This is a genomic window from Streptomyces sp. GL_140 (assembly GCF_057834465.1).
This window is the reverse complement of sequence record NZ_CM174404.1, coordinates 2,009,058-2,029,610: the sequence shown is the minus strand read 5'-3', so window position 1 is coordinate 2,029,610 and position 20,553 is coordinate 2,009,058. Positions and strand designations below refer to the sequence as shown.

Annotated in this window: 15 protein-coding genes, 3 rRNA genes and 1 pseudogene; 14 read left to right on the top strand and 5 right to left on the bottom strand. The window is 67.6% G+C overall.

Annotated elements, in window-relative coordinates; translation table 11 throughout:
- Nucleotides 1-101: 101 nt before the first annotated feature.
- The 3 genes from AC3IYJ_RS09435 (at nucleotide 102) to AC3IYJ_RS09425 (ending at nucleotide 2,289) form a co-directional block, all read left to right on the top strand.
- Nucleotides 102-1,280 carry a GAF domain-containing sensor histidine kinase gene (locus AC3IYJ_RS09435; RefSeq protein ID WP_489400859.1) on the top strand — a complete coding sequence of 393 codons (1,179 nt, stop codon included), beginning with the start codon at nucleotides 102-104 and terminating at the stop codon, nucleotides 1,278-1,280.
- Nucleotides 1,273-1,932, top strand: coding sequence for a response regulator (locus AC3IYJ_RS09430; RefSeq protein ID WP_489400858.1), 660 nt, complete (start codon nucleotides 1,273-1,275; stop codon nucleotides 1,930-1,932). Before AC3IYJ_RS09435 ends, AC3IYJ_RS09430 begins: the two co-directional genes overlap by 8 nt.
- Before the next feature lie 111 nt (nucleotides 1,933-2,043).
- Nucleotides 2,044-2,289, top strand: a complete 246-nt coding sequence (locus AC3IYJ_RS09425; protein ID WP_489400857.1) for a chaplin — start codon at nucleotides 2,044-2,046, stop codon at nucleotides 2,287-2,289.
- A 308-nt stretch (nucleotides 2,290-2,597) separates the two neighbouring features.
- On the opposite strand, the gene AC3IYJ_RS09420 is transcribed toward AC3IYJ_RS09425, so the two are convergent.
- Nucleotides 2,598-3,380: a hypothetical protein gene (locus tag AC3IYJ_RS09420; RefSeq protein WP_489400856.1), complete on the bottom strand. Its 783-nt coding sequence runs from the start codon at nucleotides 3,378-3,380 to the stop codon at nucleotides 2,598-2,600.
- Nucleotides 3,381-3,525: 145 nt separating this feature from the next.
- Between AC3IYJ_RS09420 and AC3IYJ_RS09415 the strand changes: the two genes are divergently transcribed.
- The 4 genes from AC3IYJ_RS09415 to AC3IYJ_RS09400 all read left to right on the top strand — a co-directional run bounded on the left by AC3IYJ_RS09415 (nucleotide 3,526) and on the right by AC3IYJ_RS09400 (nucleotide 6,819).
- Nucleotides 3,526-4,320, top strand: coding sequence for an ABC transporter ATP-binding protein (locus AC3IYJ_RS09415; RefSeq protein WP_330295693.1), 795 nt, complete (start codon nucleotides 3,526-3,528; stop codon nucleotides 4,318-4,320).
- A gap of 104 nt (nucleotides 4,321-4,424) precedes the next feature.
- Nucleotides 4,425-4,856, top strand: a complete 432-nt coding sequence (locus AC3IYJ_RS09410; protein ID WP_489400855.1) for an NfeD family protein — start codon at nucleotides 4,425-4,427, stop codon at nucleotides 4,854-4,856.
- 115 nt (nucleotides 4,857-4,971) lie between these two features.
- Nucleotides 4,972-5,949, top strand: a complete 978-nt coding sequence (locus AC3IYJ_RS09405; RefSeq protein WP_489400854.1) for an SPFH domain-containing protein — start codon at nucleotides 4,972-4,974, stop codon at nucleotides 5,947-5,949.
- A gap of 99 nt (nucleotides 5,950-6,048) precedes the next feature.
- Nucleotides 6,049-6,819: a sulfite exporter TauE/SafE family protein gene (locus AC3IYJ_RS09400; RefSeq protein WP_489400853.1), complete on the top strand. Its 771-nt coding sequence runs from the start codon at nucleotides 6,049-6,051 to the stop codon at nucleotides 6,817-6,819.
- Nucleotides 6,820-6,878: 59 nt separating this feature from the next.
- On the opposite strand, the gene AC3IYJ_RS09395 is transcribed toward AC3IYJ_RS09400, so the two are convergent.
- The 3 genes from AC3IYJ_RS09395 to AC3IYJ_RS09385 form a co-directional block, all read right to left on the bottom strand.
- The gene (locus AC3IYJ_RS09395) at nucleotides 6,879-7,382 is read right to left on the bottom strand and encodes an HNH endonuclease (RefSeq protein ID WP_384658294.1); all 504 of its coding nucleotides are present in this window, start codon (nucleotides 7,380-7,382) and stop codon (nucleotides 6,879-6,881) included.
- Nucleotides 7,383-7,543: 161 nt separating this feature from the next.
- The gene (locus tag AC3IYJ_RS09390) at nucleotides 7,544-8,077 is read right to left on the bottom strand and encodes a YbhB/YbcL family Raf kinase inhibitor-like protein (protein ID WP_489400852.1); all 534 of its coding nucleotides are present in this window, start codon (nucleotides 8,075-8,077) and stop codon (nucleotides 7,544-7,546) included.
- A 51-nt stretch (nucleotides 8,078-8,128) separates the two neighbouring features.
- Nucleotides 8,129-8,911: a sporulation protein gene (locus AC3IYJ_RS09385; RefSeq protein WP_489400851.1), complete on the bottom strand. Its 783-nt coding sequence runs from the start codon at nucleotides 8,909-8,911 to the stop codon at nucleotides 8,129-8,131.
- Between the two features lie 96 nt (nucleotides 8,912-9,007).
- On the opposite strand from AC3IYJ_RS09385, the gene AC3IYJ_RS09380 reads away from it, so the two are divergent.
- The 6 genes and pseudogenes from AC3IYJ_RS09380 to AC3IYJ_RS09355 all read left to right on the top strand — a co-directional run bounded on the left by AC3IYJ_RS09380 (nucleotide 9,008) and on the right by AC3IYJ_RS09355 (nucleotide 18,039).
- Nucleotides 9,008-9,649, top strand: a complete 642-nt coding sequence (locus tag AC3IYJ_RS09380; RefSeq protein ID WP_489400850.1) for a DNA-3-methyladenine glycosylase — start codon at nucleotides 9,008-9,010, stop codon at nucleotides 9,647-9,649.
- A 534-nt stretch (nucleotides 9,650-10,183) separates the two neighbouring features.
- Nucleotides 10,184-11,708, top strand: a 16S ribosomal RNA gene (locus AC3IYJ_RS09375).
- 286 nt (nucleotides 11,709-11,994) lie between these two features.
- A 23S ribosomal RNA gene (locus AC3IYJ_RS09370) occupies nucleotides 11,995-15,118 on the top strand.
- Nucleotides 15,119-15,225: 107 nt separating this feature from the next.
- Nucleotides 15,226-15,342 (top strand): 5S ribosomal RNA (gene rrf / locus AC3IYJ_RS09365).
- Together the 16S, 23S and 5S rRNA genes form the textbook arrangement of a ribosomal RNA operon.
- 105 nt (nucleotides 15,343-15,447) lie before the next feature.
- Nucleotides 15,448-16,716, top strand: a pseudogene (locus AC3IYJ_RS09360) (hypothetical protein); the annotation flags it as partial.
- 426 nt (nucleotides 16,717-17,142) lie between these two features.
- Nucleotides 17,143-18,039 carry a tetratricopeptide repeat protein gene (locus AC3IYJ_RS09355; protein ID WP_489402757.1) on the top strand — a complete coding sequence of 299 codons (897 nt, stop codon included), beginning with the start codon at nucleotides 17,143-17,145 and terminating at the stop codon, nucleotides 18,037-18,039.
- A 64-nt stretch (nucleotides 18,040-18,103) separates the two neighbouring features.
- Here AC3IYJ_RS09355 and AC3IYJ_RS09350 read toward each other — a convergent pair whose 3' ends face one another.
- The gene (locus tag AC3IYJ_RS09350) at nucleotides 18,104-19,375 is read right to left on the bottom strand and encodes a DUF1015 family protein (protein WP_489400849.1); all 1,272 of its coding nucleotides are present in this window, start codon (nucleotides 19,373-19,375) and stop codon (nucleotides 18,104-18,106) included.
- 86 nt (nucleotides 19,376-19,461) lie between these two features.
- Between AC3IYJ_RS09350 and AC3IYJ_RS09345 the strand changes: the two genes are divergently transcribed.
- Nucleotides 19,462-20,532, top strand: a complete 1,071-nt coding sequence (locus tag AC3IYJ_RS09345; protein WP_489400848.1) for an HAD-IIA family hydrolase — start codon at nucleotides 19,462-19,464, stop codon at nucleotides 20,530-20,532.
- The last annotated feature ends 21 nt before the right edge of the window (nucleotides 20,533-20,553 follow it).

The window sequence follows — 20,553 nt, the reverse complement described above, 5'->3', positions numbered from 1 at the left end:
GTCCTAGGGCCGGCCCCCGCCTCGGTCCTAGGCCGAGCCCTGCGCCCGGCCTAGGCCCCGCGCCCGATCCCGCAGGTCGCAGCCGCGAGTACGGTGAGGCCATGACCGGTAGTCCGCTGCGCGGCGGCCCCTGCGCACCCCGCGGCCCCCGCAGCGGCCTGGCCGCCGTCAGCACGGCGCTGCTCGCCATGAGCCGTCGGCTGGAAGTGCGCGACGTCCTGCGCACGATCGTCGCCTCGGCCCGCGAACTCCTCGACGCCGAGTACGCCGCCCTCGGCGTCCCGGACGACCACGGCGGCTTCGCCCAGTTCGTGGTGGACGGCATCAGCGAGGAGCAGTGGAGGGCGATCGGCCCGCTGCCCCGCCAGCACGGCATCCTGGCCGCGATGCTCCACCAGGACGGCCCCGAGCGACTGGCCGACGTACGGGAGGACCCGCGCTTCGAGGGCTGGCCCGCCGCCCACCCCGACATGTCCGACTTCCTGGGGCTGCCCATCCGTGACGGCGAGGAGACCCTCGGGGCCCTCTTCCTCGCGAACAAGCGACCCGGCGCCGACGGCGGGCGCGGATTCACCGACGAGGACGAGGAACTCCTCTCCCTCCTCGCCCAGCACGCGGCGATCGCCCTCACCAACGCCCGCCTCTACGAGCGCAGCCGCGAGCTGACCATCGCCGAGGAGCGCTCCCGCCTCGCCCACGAGCTGCACGACGCGGTCAGCCAGAAGCTCTTCTCGCTGCGCCTGACCGCCCAGGCCGCCGCCGCCCTGGTGGACCGGGACCCGGCACGCGCCAAGGAGGAGCTCCACCAGGTCGCCGCCCTCGCGGCGGAAGCCGCCGACGAACTGCGCGCCGCCGTCACCGAGCTCCGCCCCGCCGCCCTGGACGAGGACGGCCTCACCGCCACCCTGCGCAACCAGGTCCGGGTCCTGGACCGCGCGCACGCCGCCCACGTCACCTTCGCCTGCGACGGCGTACGGGCCCTTCCCGCGGCCCAGGAGGAAGCCGTCCTGCGCGTGGCCCAGGAGGCCCTCCACAATGCCCTGCGCCACTCGGACGGGGAGCTGATCGCCGTCACCCTGAGCCGCCGGGAGGCCGGGGGAGCCGTCCTGAAGGTCACGGACGACGGATCCGGTTTCTCCCCGCCCACGGTCCGCCGGGCCGGCCGGCACCTCGGCCTGGTCTCCATGCGGGACCGCGCGGCCGGCGTCGGCGGCCGGCTCACCGTCCACTCGGAGCCCGGCACGGGCACCACGATCGAACTGGAGGTCCCCGGTGGCTGACGCGTCCGACCGGAGCAGCCGCACCAGGGTGCTGCTCGTCGACGACCACCAGGTGGTCCGCCGCGGCCTGCGCACCTTCCTGGAGGTCCAGGAGGACATCGAGGTGGTCGGCGAGGCCTCCGACGGAGAGGAGGGCATCGCCCGGGCGGAGGAGCTGCGCCCCGACGTCATCCTGATGGACATCAAGATGCCGGGCACCGACGGCATCGAGGCCCTGCGCAGACTGCGCGCGCTGGCGAACCCGGCCCGCGTGCTGATCGTCACCAGCTTCACCGAGCAGCGCACGGTGGTCCCCGCCCTGCGTGCGGGCGCCGCCGGATACGTCTACAAGGACATCGACCCCGACGCCCTGGCCGCCGCGATCCGCTCGGTCCACGCCGGTCATGTCCTCCTCCAGCCGGAGGTCGCGACGACCCTGCTCTCCGAGGAGGGCCACCCGCCGTCCCCCGGCCGCGCGGGCTCCCTGACCGACCGCGAACGCGAGGTGCTCCGGCACATAGCGGACGGGCGCTCGAACCGGGAGATCGCCCGGTCGCTGGTCCTCTCGGAGAAGACGGTCAAGACGCACGTTTCGAACATCCTGATGAAGCTGGACGTCACCGACCGCACCCAGGCGGCGCTCTGGGCGGTCAGACACGGACTCACGGAGTGATTCATACGGTCGGGTGTATGTCGCCCACATGGCGCATCCCGTTCGTCGGATGACCGTTCTTCATGACGTGCCGCGGCGGCTGGCCGCGGCAGACGTACGGAGGACCAGAACGTGAAGAACATCAAGAAGGCCACTGCCGTCACCATGATCGCGGGCGGCCTCCTCGCCGCCGGCGCGGGTGTCTCCTCGGCGCACGGCGGTGCGTCGGCGGAGGGCGAGGCCCTGAACTCGCCCGGCGTGGCCGCGGGGAACCAGCTCCAGCTCCCCGTCCACATCCCGGCCAACGTCGTGGGCAACACGGTCAACGTGATCGGCCTGCTGAACGGCGTGTGGGGCAACACGGGCATCAATTCCTGATGCGCCCCTCGCACTGCTCCGCAGGCTCCGGCCCGCTGCGCCGGACTCCGTCCGCCGGGCAACCGGCGCCCGTGTAGCCGTGCTCGCCTCCGGCCCCGCTTCCCCCCTCTCCCTGGGAAGCGGGGCCGTTGCCGTCCCCAGCCAAATCCAGCCCCGCCGGCGTTTGAGGCGCGGGGTCTGGGGCGGAGCCCCAGAGGGCCCGGTGCAGCCGGGGACGCTCGCGCAGCGGCGCCGCACCCGAATCGCGCCCACCGCCGCGGGCACCGCCGCGCCCACCGCCGCAGCCGATCCAGGCCCGGTCCCCGCGGCTAGCGGAGCCGCTCCTCCACCGCCGAGTTGTACGCCGCGACCAACGCCCGCCGAGCGACCCGCTCCACGGGCCGCAAGGCCTCCGCCCGCGCGGCCATCTCCGACGCCGCCACCGCCGCCCCGTGTCCCCGCTCGTACGCCAGGGACACCATCAGGTCCACCCGCTGCGCCAGCGACAGCACCCGTACCGCCCGCGGCGGGTACCCGGGGGCCAGTACCTCCCTGGCCGAGGTCTCCGCGCGCGCCCGGTAGGCCGACAGCGCCGCCTGGGCCACCGGCCCCGATCCGGCCACGTCCAGCCGGGTCAGCACCACCGTGGCCTCGCGCAGCGCCTCCGCCAGCTCCCGCTCCGCCTCGCCGAGCGAGGGCACGTCCGCCGGCGGAGCCTCCCGCACCGGCAGGCAGTGCCAGACGACCGAGACGTGCACGTCCCCCTCGGGACCGGCCTCGTGGACCTCCGGCACCAGCCCCACCGCCGCGCCCACCGCGAGGACCGCCTCCTCGGCGTCCAGCGCCCTCGCATTGAACTCCGGAGGCCCGCTCAGTCCCAGCGGATGCCCCGGCGCCGGCAGGGCGACCCGTAGTCCGGTCACCCCCAGCGCCCGCAGCCGCCCCAGCGCGAGGGTCAGTCCCACCGGGCCGGATTCCCCGGGGAGCCCCTCCACGCGGTGCACGGCGTCCTCGCCCACGATCGACAAAACGGCCTCGTCGGGCGAGACCAGACCGGCCAGCAGAGCGTTCCCCCAGGCGGCGAGCCGCCCTGAACGTGGTTCGAAAAGCATCCCCCTACTTTACGGATCCGCACTGACGGGGCACCAGGACCCGGCCTGGCGCCCGGACCCCTCCGCGAGTGGCGTAGGTTTTCCCCTGGGGCTGCGCCTTCCGGTGCACAGACGAACCGAGACTGCAAGGGGAGACAACACGCTCATGAGCGATGTTCTGGAGCTGGTGGACGTATCCGTGGTCCGCGAGGGCCGGGCGCTGGTGGACCAGGTCTCCTGGTCGGTCAAGGAGGGGGAGCGCTGGGTGATCCTCGGCCCCAACGGCGCCGGGAAGACCACCCTGCTGAACCTCGCCTCCAGCTACCTCTTCCCCACCAAGGGCTCCGCCTCCATCCTCGGCAGCACCCTGGGCAAGGTGGACGTCTTCGAGCTGCGCCCCCGCATCGGCATGGCCGGCATCGCGATGGCCGACAAGCTCCCGAAGCGGCAGACCGTCCTGGAGACCGTCCTCACCGCCGCGTACGGAATGACGGCCACCTGGCAGGAGGAGTACGAGGACATCGACGAGCAGCGCGCCCGCGCGTTCCTCGACCGCCTCGGCATGACGGAATTCCTGGACCGGAAGTTCGGCACCCTCTCCGAGGGCGAGCGCAAGCGCACCCTGATCGCCCGCGCCCTGATGACCGACCCCGAGCTGCTCCTCCTCGACGAGCCCGCGGCCGGTCTGGACCTCGGCGGCCGCGAGGACCTCGTACGCCGCCTCGGCCGGCTGGCCCGCGACCCCATGGCGCCGTCCATGATCATGGTCACGCACCACGTCGAGGAGATCGCCCCCGGTTTCACCCACGTGCTGATGATCCGCCAGGGCAAGGTGGTCACCGCCGGTCCCATCGACCTGGAATTGACCTCGCGCAACCTCTCCCTGTGCTTCGGGCTGCCGCTCGTCGTCGAGCGCAACGGCAACGACCGCTGGACCGCCCAGGGCCTGCCCCTGCGCTAAGGGTCGAGGCCGCCCTCCGGGCGACGACGCCACTTTGACGACGAGCCCTGGCAGGGACTCCCGCACCCTGTCCTGACCGCGCCCACCCGACCTACCATGACCATGTGGACATCGACGCGTGGGTGTGGTGGCTCATCGGCGCGGTCGGACTGGGCATTCCCCTGGTTCTGACCGCGATGCCCGAATTCGGAATGTTCGCGGTCGGCGCCGTGGCGGCGGCCGTCACGGCGGCGCTCGGCGGGGGAGTGGTCGCCCAGGTACTGGTTTTCGTGATCGTCTCGGTCGCCCTCCTCGCGGTGGTCCGCCCGATCGCTAAGCGGAGCCGCAACCAGAAGCCCCAGCACCGCAGCGGAATCGACGCCCTGAAGGGCCGCAGCGCCGTGGTCCTGGAACGGGTCGACGCGAGCGGAGGCGGCCGGATCAAGCTCGCCGGCGAAATCTGGTCGGCCCGCGCCCTCGACGCGGACAGCAGCTTCGAACCGGGCCAGTCCGTCGACGTGGTGGAGATCGACGGGGCGACCGCGGTCGTCATGTGAAGCCGGCGCTACGCGGCGACCAGCAGTTACGCAAGCAGCCGACGCGCGGCCCCGGGGTCTGCGAGACTCCGCTGAACGGGGCAGCACAGACAGCCGGAAGGGCACGGGGAACCGCATGCAACCGATCATCATCGTTTTGATCATTCTGGTGGTTCTGGTCTTCATCGCACTGGTCAAGACGATCCAGGTGATCCCGCAGGCCAGCGCCGCCATCGTCGAACGGTTCGGCCGCTACACCCGCACCCTCAACGCGGGCCTGAACATCGTCGTCCCGTTCATCGACTCGATCCGCAACCGGATCGACCTCCGCGAGCAGGTCGTCCCCTTCCCGCCGCAGCCGGTCATCACCCAGGACAACCTGGTCGTCAACATCGACACGGTCATCTACTACCAGGTGACCGACGCCCGCGCCGCGACGTACGAGGTGGCCAGCTACATCCAGGCCATCGAGCAGCTCACAGTCACCACGCTCCGCAACATCATCGGCGGCATGGACCTGGAGCGGACCCTGACCTCCCGCGAGGAGATCAACGCGGCGCTGCGCGGGGTCCTCGACGAGGCCACCGGCAAGTGGGGCATCCGCGTCAACCGCGTGGAACTCAAGGCCATCGAGCCGCCGACCTCCATCCAGGACTCGATGGAGAAGCAGATGCGCGCCGACCGCGACAAGCGCGCCGCGATCCTCCAGGCCGAGGGTGTCCGCCAGTCCGAGATCCTGCGCGCCGAAGGTGAGAAGCAGTCCTCCATCCTGCGCGCCGAGGGTGACGCCAAGGCCGCCGCCCTGCGCGCCGAGGGCGAGGCCCAGGCCATCCGTACGGTCTTCGAGTCCATCCACGCCGGTGACGCCGACCAGAAGCTGCTCGCCTACCAGTACCTCCAGATGCTCCCGAAGCTCGCCGAGGGCGACGCGAACAAGCTCTGGATCGTCCCCAGCGAGATCGGCGACGCCCTCAAGGGGCTCTCCGGCGCGATGGGCAACTTCGGTCCGATGGGCGCCGCTTCGGGCTTCAACCCGGGCAACATCGGCAAGGACGGCGGCGACGCGGCCGACAAGGCCGCCGCGGAGCGCCGCGAACAGCCCCCCATCGACTGAACCGCCCGTCTCCTCCTGCATGATCAGTGAGGCCCCTCGACCTTCATGGCGGGGAGGCGACTCACTCATGCAAAGGGGACGGCTGTGTCTGCCTTCTCGATGTCTCTCTGGGAATCCCTGGCGGTCTTCGCCGCCGGCGTCGGCGCCGGCACCATCAACACCATCGTCGGCTCCGGCACCCTGATCACCTTCCCGGTGCTGCTCGCCACCGGCCTGCCGCCGGTCACCGCGAACGTCTCCAACACCCTGGGTCTCGTGCCCGGCTCGCTCAGCGGAGCCCTCGGCTACCGCAAGGAGCTCCAGGGCCAGCGCAGCCGCATCCTGCGGCTCGGGGCGGTCTCCCTCGTCGGCGGACTCGCGGGCGCCGTCCTGCTCCTGACCCTGCCCTCGGACTCCTTCGACACGATCGTGCCCGTCCTCATCGGCCTGGCCCTCGTGCTCGTCATCTTCCAGCCCCGGCTGGCCGCCGCTCTGCGCAGGCGCCAGGAGGCTGCCGGAGCCGGTACGGGCCACCCCGACGGGGGACCGGCCCTGCTCACCGGAATGCTGCTCTCCAGTGCGTACGGGGGCTACTTCGGCGCCGCGCAGGGCGTGCTCTACCTCGGGCTGATGGGGCTGCTGCTTCGCGAGGACCTCCAGCGGATCAACGCGGTGAAGAACGTCGTCGCGGCGATGGTGAACGGCATCGCGGCCGTCTTCTTCCTCTTCGTCGCCGAGTTCGACTGGACGGCCGTCCTGCTCATCGCCGTCGGATCCACCATCGGCGGCCAGATCGGCGCCAAGGTCGGCCGCAAGCTCTCGCCCACCGTCCTGCGCGCGGTCATCGTGACCGTCGGGATCATCGCGATCGTCCAGCTGCTGCTCCGCTGAGCGGCGTACCCCAGGTACGCCGCCCAACGCAGCCGTCTACGCGTCAGGACGAAACCGTCCTACGCGGAACGCCCCAGCCACTCCGGCAGGGGATCGCGCCCGCCCACCCCCAGCGCGAGCAGCATCGCGTCCGCGGGCGAAGGCACGAACGGCTTCCGGAGGAGCGGCATCCCCGCCTCCTCCGGAGTCCGCGCCGCCTTGCGGTGGTTGTCCTCGGCGCACGAGGCCACCGTGTTCAGCCAGGTGTCCCCACCGCCCTGGGCCCGCGGAAGTACGTGGTCCACGGTCGTCGCGCGCTTCCCGCAGTACGCGCACCGGTGTTGGTCCCGGACCAACACCCCCCTTCGTGACCAGGGAGCATGTCTTCGGAAGGGCACCCGGACGTACCTGCAGAGCCTGATCACCCGGGGCAGCGGAAGATCCATGGTGGCCGCGCGCACACGCAGCTCGGGGTGCGACTGTTCGACGACGGCCTTGTCCTGAAGGACCAGGACCACGGCCCGGTTCAGCGTCACCGTCGACAGCGGCTCGAAGCTCGCATTCAGCACCAGCGTGTCCCGCATCTCGCCCACCTCCCGTGTGCAGGCCCGCGACCACCATGGCGGCAGGGCCCGCGACCACTCTGGTCGCGCGCGCCACGCGGGACAACGCAATAAAAATGCCCGGTCCTGGCCGTCTTTAGACCAGGACCGGGCAAACGCTCGGAGAACGAGAAGCGGAATGATCAGCCCGCGGGGGCTTCGTACTCACCGATCAGCTGCGCCCGCCCCAGCGTGTGGAAGCGCAGATTGAACCCGACGACCGCCGGCGAGACCTCCGCACCGGGACCCAGCTTCTCCGAGTCCACCGCGTACACGGTGAACACATACCGGTGCCGCTCACCGGCCGGCGGAGCCGCCCCGCCGAAGTCCTTGGTGCCGTAGTCGTTCCGTACGTGCACGGAGCCGGCCGGCAACCCCTCGAACTTCCCGCTGCCCGCCCCGGCCGGCAGCTCGGTCACCGAAACCGGCAGGTCGAAGAGGACCCAGTGCCAGAACCCGCTGCCCGTCGGAGCGTCCGGGTCGAAACAGGTCACGGCGAAGCTCTTCGTCCCCTCCGGAAACCCCTCCCACCGCAGCTGCGGAGAGAGGTTCCCGCCGGAGAGGACCTGGGCGTCCGCCAGATCGGCCCCGGGCTCGATGTCCGCACTCACCACGGAGAAGGCGTGCACCTCGGGGTGGAATGCGTGCGGAAGAGGTGCCCTGCTCTGTTCGGCCACTGCTGAACCTCCACAATCGGATACGCGTACCACCCCGAGCCTAGAGTGCCCCTAGAACCAGTTGCGCTGAGAACCCACGGACGCGATCCACTGGTTCATGTACGCCGCCCAGTCGGTCCCCTGGTAGGACTGCAGCCCGACCTGGAAGCAGCGGTAGGTGTCGCTGCCCTCGCTGAACAGACCCGGCTTCTTGTCCATCTCCAGGACGACGTCCATCTCGCGGCCGTCGGAGACGAAGGTCAGCTCGACCTGGTTCAGCCCCCGGTACTGCGACGGCGGCAGGAACTCGATCTCCTGGTAGAAGGGCAGGGTCTGGCGCGTCCCCCGGATGTGCCCGCGCTCCATGTCCGCACTGCGGAAGGAGAAGCCCAGCTGCACGAAGGCGTCGAGGATCGCCTGCTGCGCCGGCACCGGGTGCACGTTGATCGGGTCGAGGTCACCGGCGTCCACCGCGCGCGCGATCTCCAGCTCGGTGCTGACCCCGATGTTCATCCCGTTCAGGTGACGGCCGCCGAAGTGGGTGATCGGCGTCTCCCACGGGATCTCCAGCCCGAACGGCACCACGTGCACCGCGCCCGCCTGTACCTGGAAGGCACCACCGAGGCGCTGCTTGGTGAAGACGATGTCCTGCTTGTACTCCTGGTCACCGCCCTCCACCTCCACCCGCGCCTGGAGCCCGACGGACAGCCCCTCGATCTGCTGCTCCACGGACCCGCCCTGGATCCGCACCTCGCCCTGGACGATCCCGCCCGGCACCACGTTCGGCTCGGTGATGACCGTGTCGACCGAAGCGCCGCCGGCACCCAGGCTCGCGAACAGCTTCCTGAACCCCATGCTCTGACTCCCCTTGAAGGCTCTGACGATTACCCCTACAAACGCGGAACCTTAGGCCCCGGTTGCAGGTGCGCCTCTTCCACTACGCTCGACCGGATGAGCGCGCGCCCCGACCGTACGCCCCTGGCCCGGTCCTTCTTCGACCGCCCGGTCCTCACCGTCGCCCCGGACCTCCTCGGCCGCACCCTGGTCCGCCGTACCCCGGACGGCCCCATCGAACTGCGCATCACGGAGGTGGAGGCGTACGAGGGGCAGTCGGACCCCGGCTCCCACGCCTACCGCGGCCGCACGGCGCGCAACGCGTCGATGTTCGGTCCACCCGGACACGCGTACGTCTACTTCATCTACGGCATGTGGTTCAGCCTCAACCTGGTGTGCGGACCGCCGGACCACGCGAGCGGTGTCCTGCTCCGAGCGGGGGAGATCACGGTGGGCGCCGAGCTGGCCCGTAAACGTAGGGTTTCAGCCAGAACCGACCGAGAACTGGCCAAAGGGCCGGCCCGCCTGGCCACCGCCCTGGACGTGGACCGCTCCCTCGACGGCGCGGATCTCTGCGGAGGTCCGGATTCCCCCCTCACCCTCCTGGCCGGGACCTCGACCTCGCCCGACCTGGTGAGCAACGGTCCGCGCACCGGAGTGGGCGGGGCCGGCGCGGCACACCCCTACCGCTACTGGATCACCCAGGACCCGACGGTGAGCCCGTACCGCGCCCATGCGCCACGCCGCCGCTCAACTTGACTCGGCACCGGCGGACGCCTAACGTAGCCCGAGCCACTTTAACGGGGCACTGCCATCAGCAGACCCCCGGAGTGGCCAACCCACACCTACGACTTACCCCTGGCGGGGTCTTATTCGGCATGCCCGAATTCGATCCCAACCGGCCGATTATGAGCCGCACGGGATAAGCGCTAATGTGGTGGAGCGCCGAAAGGCACAGGCCCCCAACGGCCACCGAATTCAAATCCAAGCCGGAAACGGCGCGGAAATGATCTGGTAGAGTTGGAAACGAAGGAAGCGCCCGGAGGGCCTGGAAACAGGAACAAAGGAAGCGTCCGTTCCTTGAGAACTCAACAGCGTGCCAAAAATCAACGCCAAAAAGTTGATACCCCGTCCATTTCGGTGGATGAGGTTCCTTTGAAAAAGACCTGTGAGGTCGCGGTTCTGCCGTGATGCTTGCAGGCAATTACACAGCGAGGACGCAGTGGACGGTCGGTCTTATTCCGACATGACTGTCCCGCTCTAAGTGCGTGTGCACCCGATTACGGGTAAACATTCATGGAGAGTTTGATCCTGGCTCAGGACGAACGCTGGCGGCGTGCTTAACACATGCAAGTCGAACGATGAAGCCCTTCGGGGTGGATTAGTGGCGAACGGGTGAGTAACACGTGGGCAATCTGCCCTTCACTCTGGGACAAGCCCTGGAAACGGGGTCTAATACCGGATAACACTCCTGCCTGCATGGGCGGGGGTTAAAAGCTCCGGCGGTGAAGGATGAGCCCGCGGCCTATCAGCTTGTTGGTGGGGTAATGGCCCACCAAGGCGACGACGGGTAGCCGGCCTGAGAGGGCGACCGGCCACACTGGGACTGAGACACGGCCCAGACTCCTACGGGAGGCAGCAGTGGGGAATATTGCACAATGGGCGAAAGCCTGATGCAGCGACGCCGCGTGAGGGATGACGGCCTTCGGGTTGTAAACCTCTTTCAGCAGGGAAGAAGCGAAAGTGACGGTACCTGCAGAAGAAGCGCCGGCTAACTACGTGCCAGCAGCCGCGGTAATACGTAGGGCGCAAGCGTTGTCCGGAATTATTGGGCGTAAAGAGCTCGTAGGCGGCTTGTCACGTCGGATGTGAAAGCCCGAGGCTTAACCTCGGGTCTGCATTCGATACGGGCTAGCTAGAGTGTGGTAGGGGAGATCGGAATTCCTGGTGTAGCGGTGAAATGCGCAGATATCAGGAGGAACACCGGTGGCGAAGGCGGATCTCTGGGCCATTACTGACGCTGAGGAGCGAAAGCGTGGGGAGCGAACAGGATTAGATACCCTGGTAGTCCACGCCGTAAACGTTGGGAACTAGGTGTTGGCGACATTCCACGTCGTCGGTGCCGCAGCTAACGCATTAAGTTCCCCGCCTGGGGAGTACGGCCGCAAGGCTAAAACTCAAAGGAATTGACGGGGGCCCGCACAAGCAGCGGAGCATGTGGCTTAATTCGACGCAACGCGAAGAACCTTACCAAGGCTTGACATATACCGGAAAGCATTAGAGATAGTGCCCCCCTTGTGGTCGGTATACAGGTGGTGCATGGCTGTCGTCAGCTCGTGTCGTGAGATGTTGGGTTAAGTCCCGCAACGAGCGCAACCCTTGTCCTGTGTTGCCAGCATGCCCTTCGGGGTGATGGGGACTCACAGGAGACCGCCGGGGTCAACTCGGAGGAAGGTGGGGACGACGTCAAGTCATCATGCCCCTTATGTCTTGGGCTGCACACGTGCTACAATGGCCGGTACAATGAGCTGCGATACCGTGAGGTGGAGCGAATCTCAAAAAGCCGGTCTCAGTTCGGATTGGGGTCTGCAACTCGACCCCATGAAGTCGGAGTTGCTAGTAATCGCAGATCAGCATTGCTGCGGTGAATACGTTCCCGGGCCTTGTACACACCGCCCGTCACGTCACGAAAGTCGGTAACACCCGAAGCCGGTGGCCCAACCCGTAAGGGAGGGAGCTGTCGAAGGTGGGACTGGCGATTGGGACGAAGTCGTAACAAGGTAGCCGTACCGGAAGGTGCGGCTGGATCACCTCCTTTCTAAGGAGCACAGTACCGATTGCAGACAAACGTTCTGCACGGTCAGCTCAGGGTGGAACGTTGATTAGTTGGCACGGTTTCCAAAACCTTCTGTGAGTACTGCTTCGGCGTGGAAAACAGTTTGAGTGGCGGGGATCGTGCTTGGCACGTTGTTGGGTATCTGAGGGTACGGCCGTAAGGTCTTATCTTCTGCGATGCCGGCCCCAGTGAACTTCACTTCTAGTAGGTGAGGGTGGTGGGTGGCTGGTCGTTGCTTGAGAACTACACAGTGGACGCGAGCATCTGTGGCCAAGTTTTTAAGGGCGCACGGTGGATGCCTTGGCACCAGGAACCGATGAAGGACGTGAGAGGCCGCGATAGGCCCCGGGGAGCTGCCAACTGAGCTTTGATCCGGGGGTGTCCGAATGGGGAAACCCGGCAGTCGTCATGGGCTGTCACCCACTGCTGAACACATAGGCAGTGTGGAGGGAACGCGGGGAAGTGAAACATCTCAGTACCCGCAGGAAGAGAAAACAACCGTGATTCCGGGAGTAGTGGCGAGCGAAACCGGATCAGGCCAAACCGTATGCGTGTGATACCCGGCAGGGGTTGCGCATGCGGGGTTGTGGGAATTCTTTTGATCGGTCTGCCGGCCGGTCGGCGAGTCAGAAACCGTTGATGTAGTCGAAGGACATGCGAAAGGTCCGGCGTAGAGGGTAAGACCCCCGTAGACGAAACATCAGCGGCTTGCTTAAGAATCTCCCAAGTAGCACGGGGCCCGAGAAATCCCGTGTGAATCTGGCGGGACCACCCGCTAAGCCTAAATATTCCCTGGTGACCGATAGCGGATAGTACCGTGAGGGAATGGTGAAAAGTACCGCGGGAGCGGAGTGAAATAGTACCTGAAACCGTGTGCCTACAAGCCGTGGGAGCGTCGCCGTTATTCTTCGGAATAACGGTCGTGACTGCGTGCCTTTTGAAGAATGAGCCTGCGAGTTAGCGGTGTGTAGCGAGGTTAACCCGTGTGGGGAAGCCGTAGCGAAAGCGAGTCCGAATAGGGCGATTGAGTTGCACGCTCTAGACCCGAAGCGGAGTGATCTAGCCATGGGCAGGTTGAAGCGGAGGTAAGACTTCGTGGAGGACCGAACCCACCAGGGTTGAAAACCTGGGGGATGACCTGTGGTTAGGGGTGAAAGGCCAATCAAACTCCGTGATAGCTGGTTCTCCCCGAAATGCATTTAGGTGCAGCGTCACGTGTTTCTTGCCGGAGGTAGAGCACTGGATAGGCGATGGGCCCTACCGGGTTACTGACCTTAGCCAAACTCCGAATGCCGGTAAGTGAGAGCGTGGCAGTGAGACTGTGGGGGATAAGCTCCATGGTCGAGAGGGAAACAGCCCAGAGCATCGACTAAGGCCCCTAAGCGTACGCTAAGTGGGAAAGGATGTGGAGTCGCAGAGACAACCAGGAGGTTGGCTTAGAAGCAGCCACCCTTGAAAGAGTGCGTAATAGCTCACTGGTCAAGTGATTCCGCGCCGACAATGTAGCGGGGCTCAAGCGTACCGCCGAAGTCGTGTCATTGCAGCAATAGGGCCAACGCCCGCTGTGATGGGTAGGGGAGCGTCGTGTGCCGGGTGAAGCAGCAGCGGAAGCTAGTTGTGGACGGTTCACGAGTGAGAATGCAGGCATGAGTAGCGATACACACGTGAGAAACGTGTGCGCCGATTGACTAAGGGTTCCTGGGTCAAGCTGATCTGCCCAGGGTAAGTCGGGACCTAAGGCGAGGCCGACAGGCGTAGTCGATGGACAACCGGTTGATATTCCGGTACCCGCTTTGAAACGCCCAATATCGAATCAGGCGATGCTAAGTCCGTGAAGCCGTTCCGGACCCTTCGGGGAAAGGAAAGTGGTGGAGCCGACGAACCAGACTTGTAGTAGGTAAGCGATGGGGTGACGCAGGAAGGTAGTCCAGCCCGGGCGGTGGTAGTCCCGGGGTAAGGGTGTAGGCCGAGGGGTAGGCAAATCCGTCCCTCATATAAGGCTGAGACCTGATGCCGAGCCGATTGTGGTGAAGTGGATGATCCTATGCTGTCGAGAAAAGCCTCTAGCGAGTTTCATGGCGGCCCGTACCCTAAACCGACTCAGGTGGTCAGGTAGAGAATACCGAGGCGTTCGGGTGAACTATGGTTAAGGAACTCGGCAAAATGCCCCCGTAACTTCGGGAGAAGGGGGGCCATCACTGGTGAAGGAACTTGCTTCCTGAGCTGGGGGTGGCCGCAGAGACCAGCGAGAAGCGACTGTTTACTAAAAACACAGGTCCGTGCGAAGCCGTAAGGCGATGTATACGGACTGACGCCTGCCCGGTGCTGGAACGTTAAGGGGACCGGTTAGTCACATTTCGGTGTGGCGAAGCTGAGAACTTAAGCGCCAGTAAACGGCGGTGGTAACTATAACCATCCTAAGGTAGCGAAATTCCTTGTCGGGTAAGTTCCGACCTGCACGAATGGCGTAACGACTTCTCGACTGTCTCAACCATAGGCCCGGTGAAATTGCACTACGAGTAAAGATGCTCGTTTCGCGCAGCAGGACGGAAAGACCCCGGGACCTTTACTATAGTTTGATATTGGTGTTCGGTTCGGCTTGTGTAGGATAGGTGGGAGACTTTGAAGCTGTGACGCCAGTCATGGTGGAGTCGCCGTTGAAATACCACTCTGGTCGTGCTGGATGTCTAACCTCGGTCCGTGATCCGGATCAGGGACAGTGTCTGATGGGTAGTTTAACTGGGGCGGTTGCCTCCCAAAAAGTAACGGAGGCGCCCAAAGGTTCCCTCAGCCTGGTTGGCAATCAGGTGTTGAGTGTAAGTGCACAAGGGAGCTTGACTGTGAGACCGACGGGTCGAGCAGGGACGAAAGTCGGGACTAGTGATCCGGCGGTGGCTTGTGGAAGCGCCGTCGCTCAACGGATAAAAGGTACCCCGGGGATAACAGGCTGATCTTCCCCAAGAGTCCATATCGACGGGATGGTTTGGCACCTCGATGTCGGCTCGTCGCATCCTGGGGCTGGAGTCGGTCCCAAGGGTTGGGCTGTTCGCCCATTAAAGCGGTACGCGAGCTGGGTTTAGAACGTCGTGAGACAGTTCGGTCCCTATCCGCTGTGCGCGTAGGAATATTGAGAAGGGCTGTCCCTAGTACGAGAGGACCGGGACGGACGAACCTCTGGTGTGCCAGTTGTCCTGCCAAGGGCATGGCTGGTTGGCTACGTTCGGGAGGGATAACCGCTGAAAGCATCTAAGCGGGAAGCCTGCTTCAAGATGAGTATTCCCACCTCCTTGAGAGGGTAAGGCTCCCAGTAGACGACTGGGTTGATAGGCCAGATGTGGAAGCCCGGTAACGGGTGGAGCTGACTGGTACTAATAGGCCGAGGGCTTGTCCTCAGTTGCTCGCGTCCACTGTGTTAGTTCTGAAGCAACGAACGGTTGCTGGTTTCTAGAGCTAGAACATAACTATAAAGTGTGCTTGTTCGCTCGAAACCGATTAGGGTTTCGGTGGTCATAGCGTTAGGGAAACGCCCGGTTACATTCCGAACCCGGAAGCTAAGCCTTTCAGCGCCGATGGTACTGCAGGGGGGACCCTGTGGGAGAGTAGGACACCGCCGAACAATTTTTCAAAGGACCCCTGGTCCAGCGTTCAACGCTGGACCAGGGGTCTTTTTTGTTTTCCAGAGCTTTTCGCCGAAGCGCGGCCATGGGTTGGCTGCGCGAGAATGACTAGCGGTACCCCGACGACAGGAGTCACACCCATGTCCAACTCTCCCGACGATCGTCCGGAGCGCGAGCCTCGGCGCAACGACGGCGGTGACAGGGGCGGCTACCGCGGGGGCCGTGACGACAGCCGTGGCGGCGACCGTCCGCCCTTCCGTCGCGATGACCGCGGTGGCCGTCCGGCCGGCGCCGGAGCCGGTGATGGCGGTTTCCGCCGTGACGACCGTGGTGGCCGTCCCGCCGGTGGCGGTGGCTTCCGCGGCAACGACCGTGGCGGCGACCGCCCCAGCTACCCGCGCCGTGACGACGACCGTGGCGGCCGTCCCACCGGTGGTGGCGACCGTCCGTCCTTCCCGCGTCGTGACGACCGTGGTGGCGACCGTCCGCCGTTCCGTGGCAACGACCGGGGTGAGCGTCCCTCCGGTGGCGGCTTCCGCGGCAACGACCGCGGTGACCGTCCGTCGTTCCCCCGTCGTGACGACCGTGGTGGCGACCGTCCCTCGTTCCCGCGTCGTGATGACGACCGCGGCGGCTTCCGCGGCGGTCGCGACGACCGTGGCGGCGACCGCCCCAGCTACCCGCGCCGTGACGACGACCGTGGCGGCCGTCCCACCGGTGGTGGCGACCGTCCGAGCTACCCCCGTCGTGACGACCGTGGTGGCGACCGTCCGCCGTTCCGTGGCAGCGACCGGGGCGAGCGTCCCTCCGGCGGTGGCTTCCGCGGCAACGACCGCGGTGACCGTCCGTCCTTCCCCCGTCGTGACGACCGTGGTGGCGACCGTCCGCCGTTCCGTGGCAACGACCGGGGTGAGCGTCCTTCCGGTGGCGGCTTCCGCGGCAACGACCGCGGTGACCGTCCGTCGTTCCCCCGTCGTGACGACCGTGGTGGCGACCGTCCCTCGTTCCCGCGTCGTGATGACGACCGCGGCGGCTTCCGCGGCGGTCGCGACGACCGTGGCGGCGACCGTCCGTCCTTCCCGCGTCGTGACGACCGTGGTGGCGACCGTCCGCCGTTCCGTGGCAGCGACCGGGGTGAGCGTCCTTCCGGTGGCGGCTTCCGCGGCAACGACCGTGGCGACCGCCCCAGCTACCCGCGTCGCGATGACGACCGGGGTGGGCGTCCCACCGGTGGTGGCGACCGTCCGAGCTACCCCCGTCGTGACGACCGTGGTGGCGACCGTCCGTCGTACCCCCGTCGTGATGACGACCGCGGCGGCTTCCGCGGCAACGACCGCGGTGACCGTCCGTCGTTCCCCCGTCGTGACGACCGTGGTGGCGACCGTCCCTCGTTCCCGCGTCGTGATGACGACCGCGGCGGCTTCCGCGGCGGTCGCGACGACCGTGGCGGCGACCGCCCCAGCTACCCGCGCCGTGACGACGACCGTGGCGGCCGTCCCACCGGTGGTGGCGACCGTCCGAGCTACCCCCGTCGTGACGACCGTGGTGGCGACCGTCCGTCGTTCCCGCGTCGTGATGACGACCGCGGTGGCTTCCGCGGCGGTCGCGACGACCGTGGCGGCGACCGTCCGTCGTACCCGCGCCGTGACGACCGCGGCGGCGACCGCGGTGGGTTCCGCGGCCGTGACGACCGTGGCGGCGACCGTGACTTCCGTGCCGACCGCGACCCGGTCAAGCGGCTTCCGATCGACGACGACGTCACCGGTTTCGAGATCGACTCCGATGTCCGTCAGGAGCTCCTGAGCCTGCCCAAGGGCCTGGCCGAGGAAGTCTCCAAGAACCTGGTGATGGTGGCCCGGCTGATCGACGAGGACCCGGAGCAGGCGTACGCGTACTCGCGCATCGCCCTGCGTCTGGCCTCCCGTGTCGCCGCCGTGCGCGAGGCCGCCGGCTTCGCCGCGTACGCCACGCAGAAGTACGCCGAGGCGATCGCGGAGTTCCGTGCTGCCAAGCGCATGACCGGTTCCGTCGAGCTGTGGCCCGTCATCGCCGACTGCGAGCGCGGCCTCGGCCGTCCGGAGCGGGCGCTGGCGATGGCCGGTGAGCCCGAGGTGCAGAAGCTGGACAAGGCCGGCCAGGTCGAGATGCGCCTGGTCGCGGCCGGTGCTCGTCGGGACATGGACCAGCTCGATGCCGCCATCGTGACCCTGCAGAGCCCCGAGCTGGCCTCCAGCTCCGTGCAGCCGTGGACCGCGCGTCTGCGGTACGCCTACGCCGACGCCCTGCTGGCCGCCGGCCGTGAGGACGAGGCGCGCGAGTGGTTCGCCAAGACCCTCGAGGCGGACAAGGACGGGGCCACGGACGCCTCCGACCGGCTCGCCGAGCTGGACGGCGTCGAGTTCGTCGATGCGGCCGCCGATGACGAGGACGACGTCCAGGACGGCGTCGGCGTCGAGGACCAGTTCGACGACGACGACGAGGACGAGGACGACGACCCCGAGGTCGCGGCCGCGGAGCGGGCTTCCGACCAGGCCGAGTACTACGACGAGGACGACGACGAGTACGAGGGCGGCGCCGACGGTGACGCCGATGTCGACGTCACCGACGAGATCGTCGTCCTGGACGGGGACGACGAGGACGACCGCGACCGTGGCGCGGACCACCGTGACGCGGACAAGGCCCGTGACAACGGCTGAGTGAACTGAGAAAGGGCGGTACCCCCGATGGGGGTACCGCCCTTTTTTTGTCGGTCCGGGCCGGTCAGTCCAGGCTCCGCAGCACCAGGCCGGTGGCCGGCTTGGGGCCGAAGGAGGTGGACTTGCGGGGCATCGTCACGCCCTGGCGGGCCAGGTCCCGGACGACCGCCTCCCGTACGGGGTGCATCAGGACCGCCGTGCCGCCGTTGCGCTCCGCCATGTCGACGGTGGCCGCTGTGTCGTGGATGTACACGATCTGCTCGGGGGTGTCGGGGATGCCCCAGAGGGTGTCCAGGAGGGTCGCGTGCAGAACGGTGGCGTCCAGTCTGCGCCAGGCCTCCGGGCGGTCGCGGCGGACCGTGCGCTCGATGAGGGCCGGATCGGGGTCGGTGACCAGGTGGAAGGTGCCGTCCCCGGTGAGCAGGAAGGCGTTGCCGCGCTCCGCGGCCTCCTCCAGGGCCTCCATGGCCATCGCCAGCGGGCCGTCGACCGGGCGGACCCGGAAGTGGCCGTCGAGGGCGGCCAGCGCGGCGGGCAGCGGGAGCTGGCGCAGCATCCGGTGGATGGCACGGACCTGGAGCGGGTAGCGGGCGGTGTCCACGAGGAGGACCAGGCCGAAGTCCCACGCGGTGGGGGAGCCGTGCTCCTCCTGGAGGCGCAGGTACGTCGCCCAGCGGTGGTGGCCGTCGGCGATGAGGGCCTGGCGGTCGCCCAGGTCGGCGGTGATGGCCGCCAGACCGGCGGGGTCGCTGACGGCCCACAGCCGGTGCTGGAAGCCGTCCTCGGTGGTGGTGGAGAACAGCGGGGTGGTCCGCGCGGTGCGCTCGACGACCGCGGCGGCGCCCGCGGCCGGATCGTCGCCGAGGTAGGTCAGCAGGAGCGGTTCGAGGTTCGCCGAGGTGGCCCGCATCAGGCCGGCCCTGTCGGTGACCACGTGGGGCATGACGTCCTCGTGGGGGAGGACGATGCCGGCTTCGGCGGTGGAGAGGGCGAGGGCGCCGATGATGCCGCGCTGCAGCAGATCGCCCTTGCGCTGCTCGTAGACGTACAGCGCGGCGTCCGGGTCGGCGCTGAGGATGCCCTCGCCGAGCCAGTCGCGCAGGGTGCGGGCCGCCTGCCGGTTGCGGGCGTCGGGGGTGTCGGCCTGCGGCAGGATCAGGCGGACGATGTTGTGCGGGTCGGCGGACTCGAGGTGGTCGAGTCCGTCGGGGCGCACGACCACGTCGTACGGCGGCGAGGTGACGGCGGCCAGGCTGCCGACGCGCTCGGGGACGTAGCGCAGGCCGTGGAAGGGGATCAGCCGCAGTCCATGGTCGGCGGTGCCAGAGGTGGTCATTGGAGAATCGTAGACGCGTCTCGGCATACGGGATGATCAGGGTATAGGGAAACCGGACAGGATCTATGGCACGAGGAGCGGACACCATGACCCGGCAGAGCAGGACCAGTCCCGCGGGCAGTGAGCGGAGTCTGCACCAGGCGTACGACACGGCTCTGCTCGATCTCGACGGGGTGGTGTACGCGGGCGGCCAGGCCATCGCGCACGCCGTGGAGTCGCTGGCCGCGGCGCGGGCCGACGGGATGCACCTCGCGTACGTCACGAACAACGCGCTGCGCACCCCGGACGCGGTCGCCGAGCACCTGGGCGAGCTCGGGATCCCGACGGAGGCCGCCGAGGTGATCACCTCGGCGCAGGCCGTGGCCCGGCTCATCGCGGAGCAGGTGGCGCCGGGCTCGAAGGTGCTGGTCATCGGTGGCGAGGGGCTGCGGGTCGCGCTGCGCGAGCGCGGGCTGGTGCCGGTGGACTCGGCCGAGGAGGAGGGCCTCGCGGCGGTGGTCCAGGGGTACGGGGGTCCCGACCTGCCGTGGGGGCGGTTCGCGGAGGCCTCGTACGCGATCAACCGCGGGGTGCCGTGGTACGCGTCGAACACCGATCTGACGATTCCGGGGGCGCGGGGGATCGCGCCGGGCAACGGGGCCGCGGTGGAGGTCGTACGGATCGCCACGGGCGCGGAGCCGCAGGTGGCGGGCAAGCCGCTGCCCCCGATGCACCGGGAGACCGTGCTGCGGACCGGGGCGGAGCGGCCGCTGGTGGTGGGGGACCGGCTGGACACCGACATCGAGGGCGCCTTCAACGGGGAGGTGGACTCGCTGCTGGTGCTGACCGGGGTGACCGACGGAGCGCAGCTGCTGAGGGCCGAGCCGAAGTACCGGCCCACCTACGTCGACCGGGACCTGCGCGGGATGCTGACCGGGCAGCCCGAGGTGGTGCCGGCCGGGGGTGCCGGGGGCGGCTTCCGCTGCGGGGACTGGACCGCGGTGGCGCTGGACGGCGTACTGGAGCTGCGGGGCGGGGACGGCGACGCGTCGGGTGTGCTCGGCGAGCAGTCGGCCATCGACGGGCTTCGGGCGCTGTGCGCGGCGGCCTGGACGTACGCCGGGGACGGTGCGTGCGGTCTGGACGCGGAGAAGGCGCTGGCCCGGCTGGGGCTGTAGGAGGCGGGCTGCAGGAGGCGG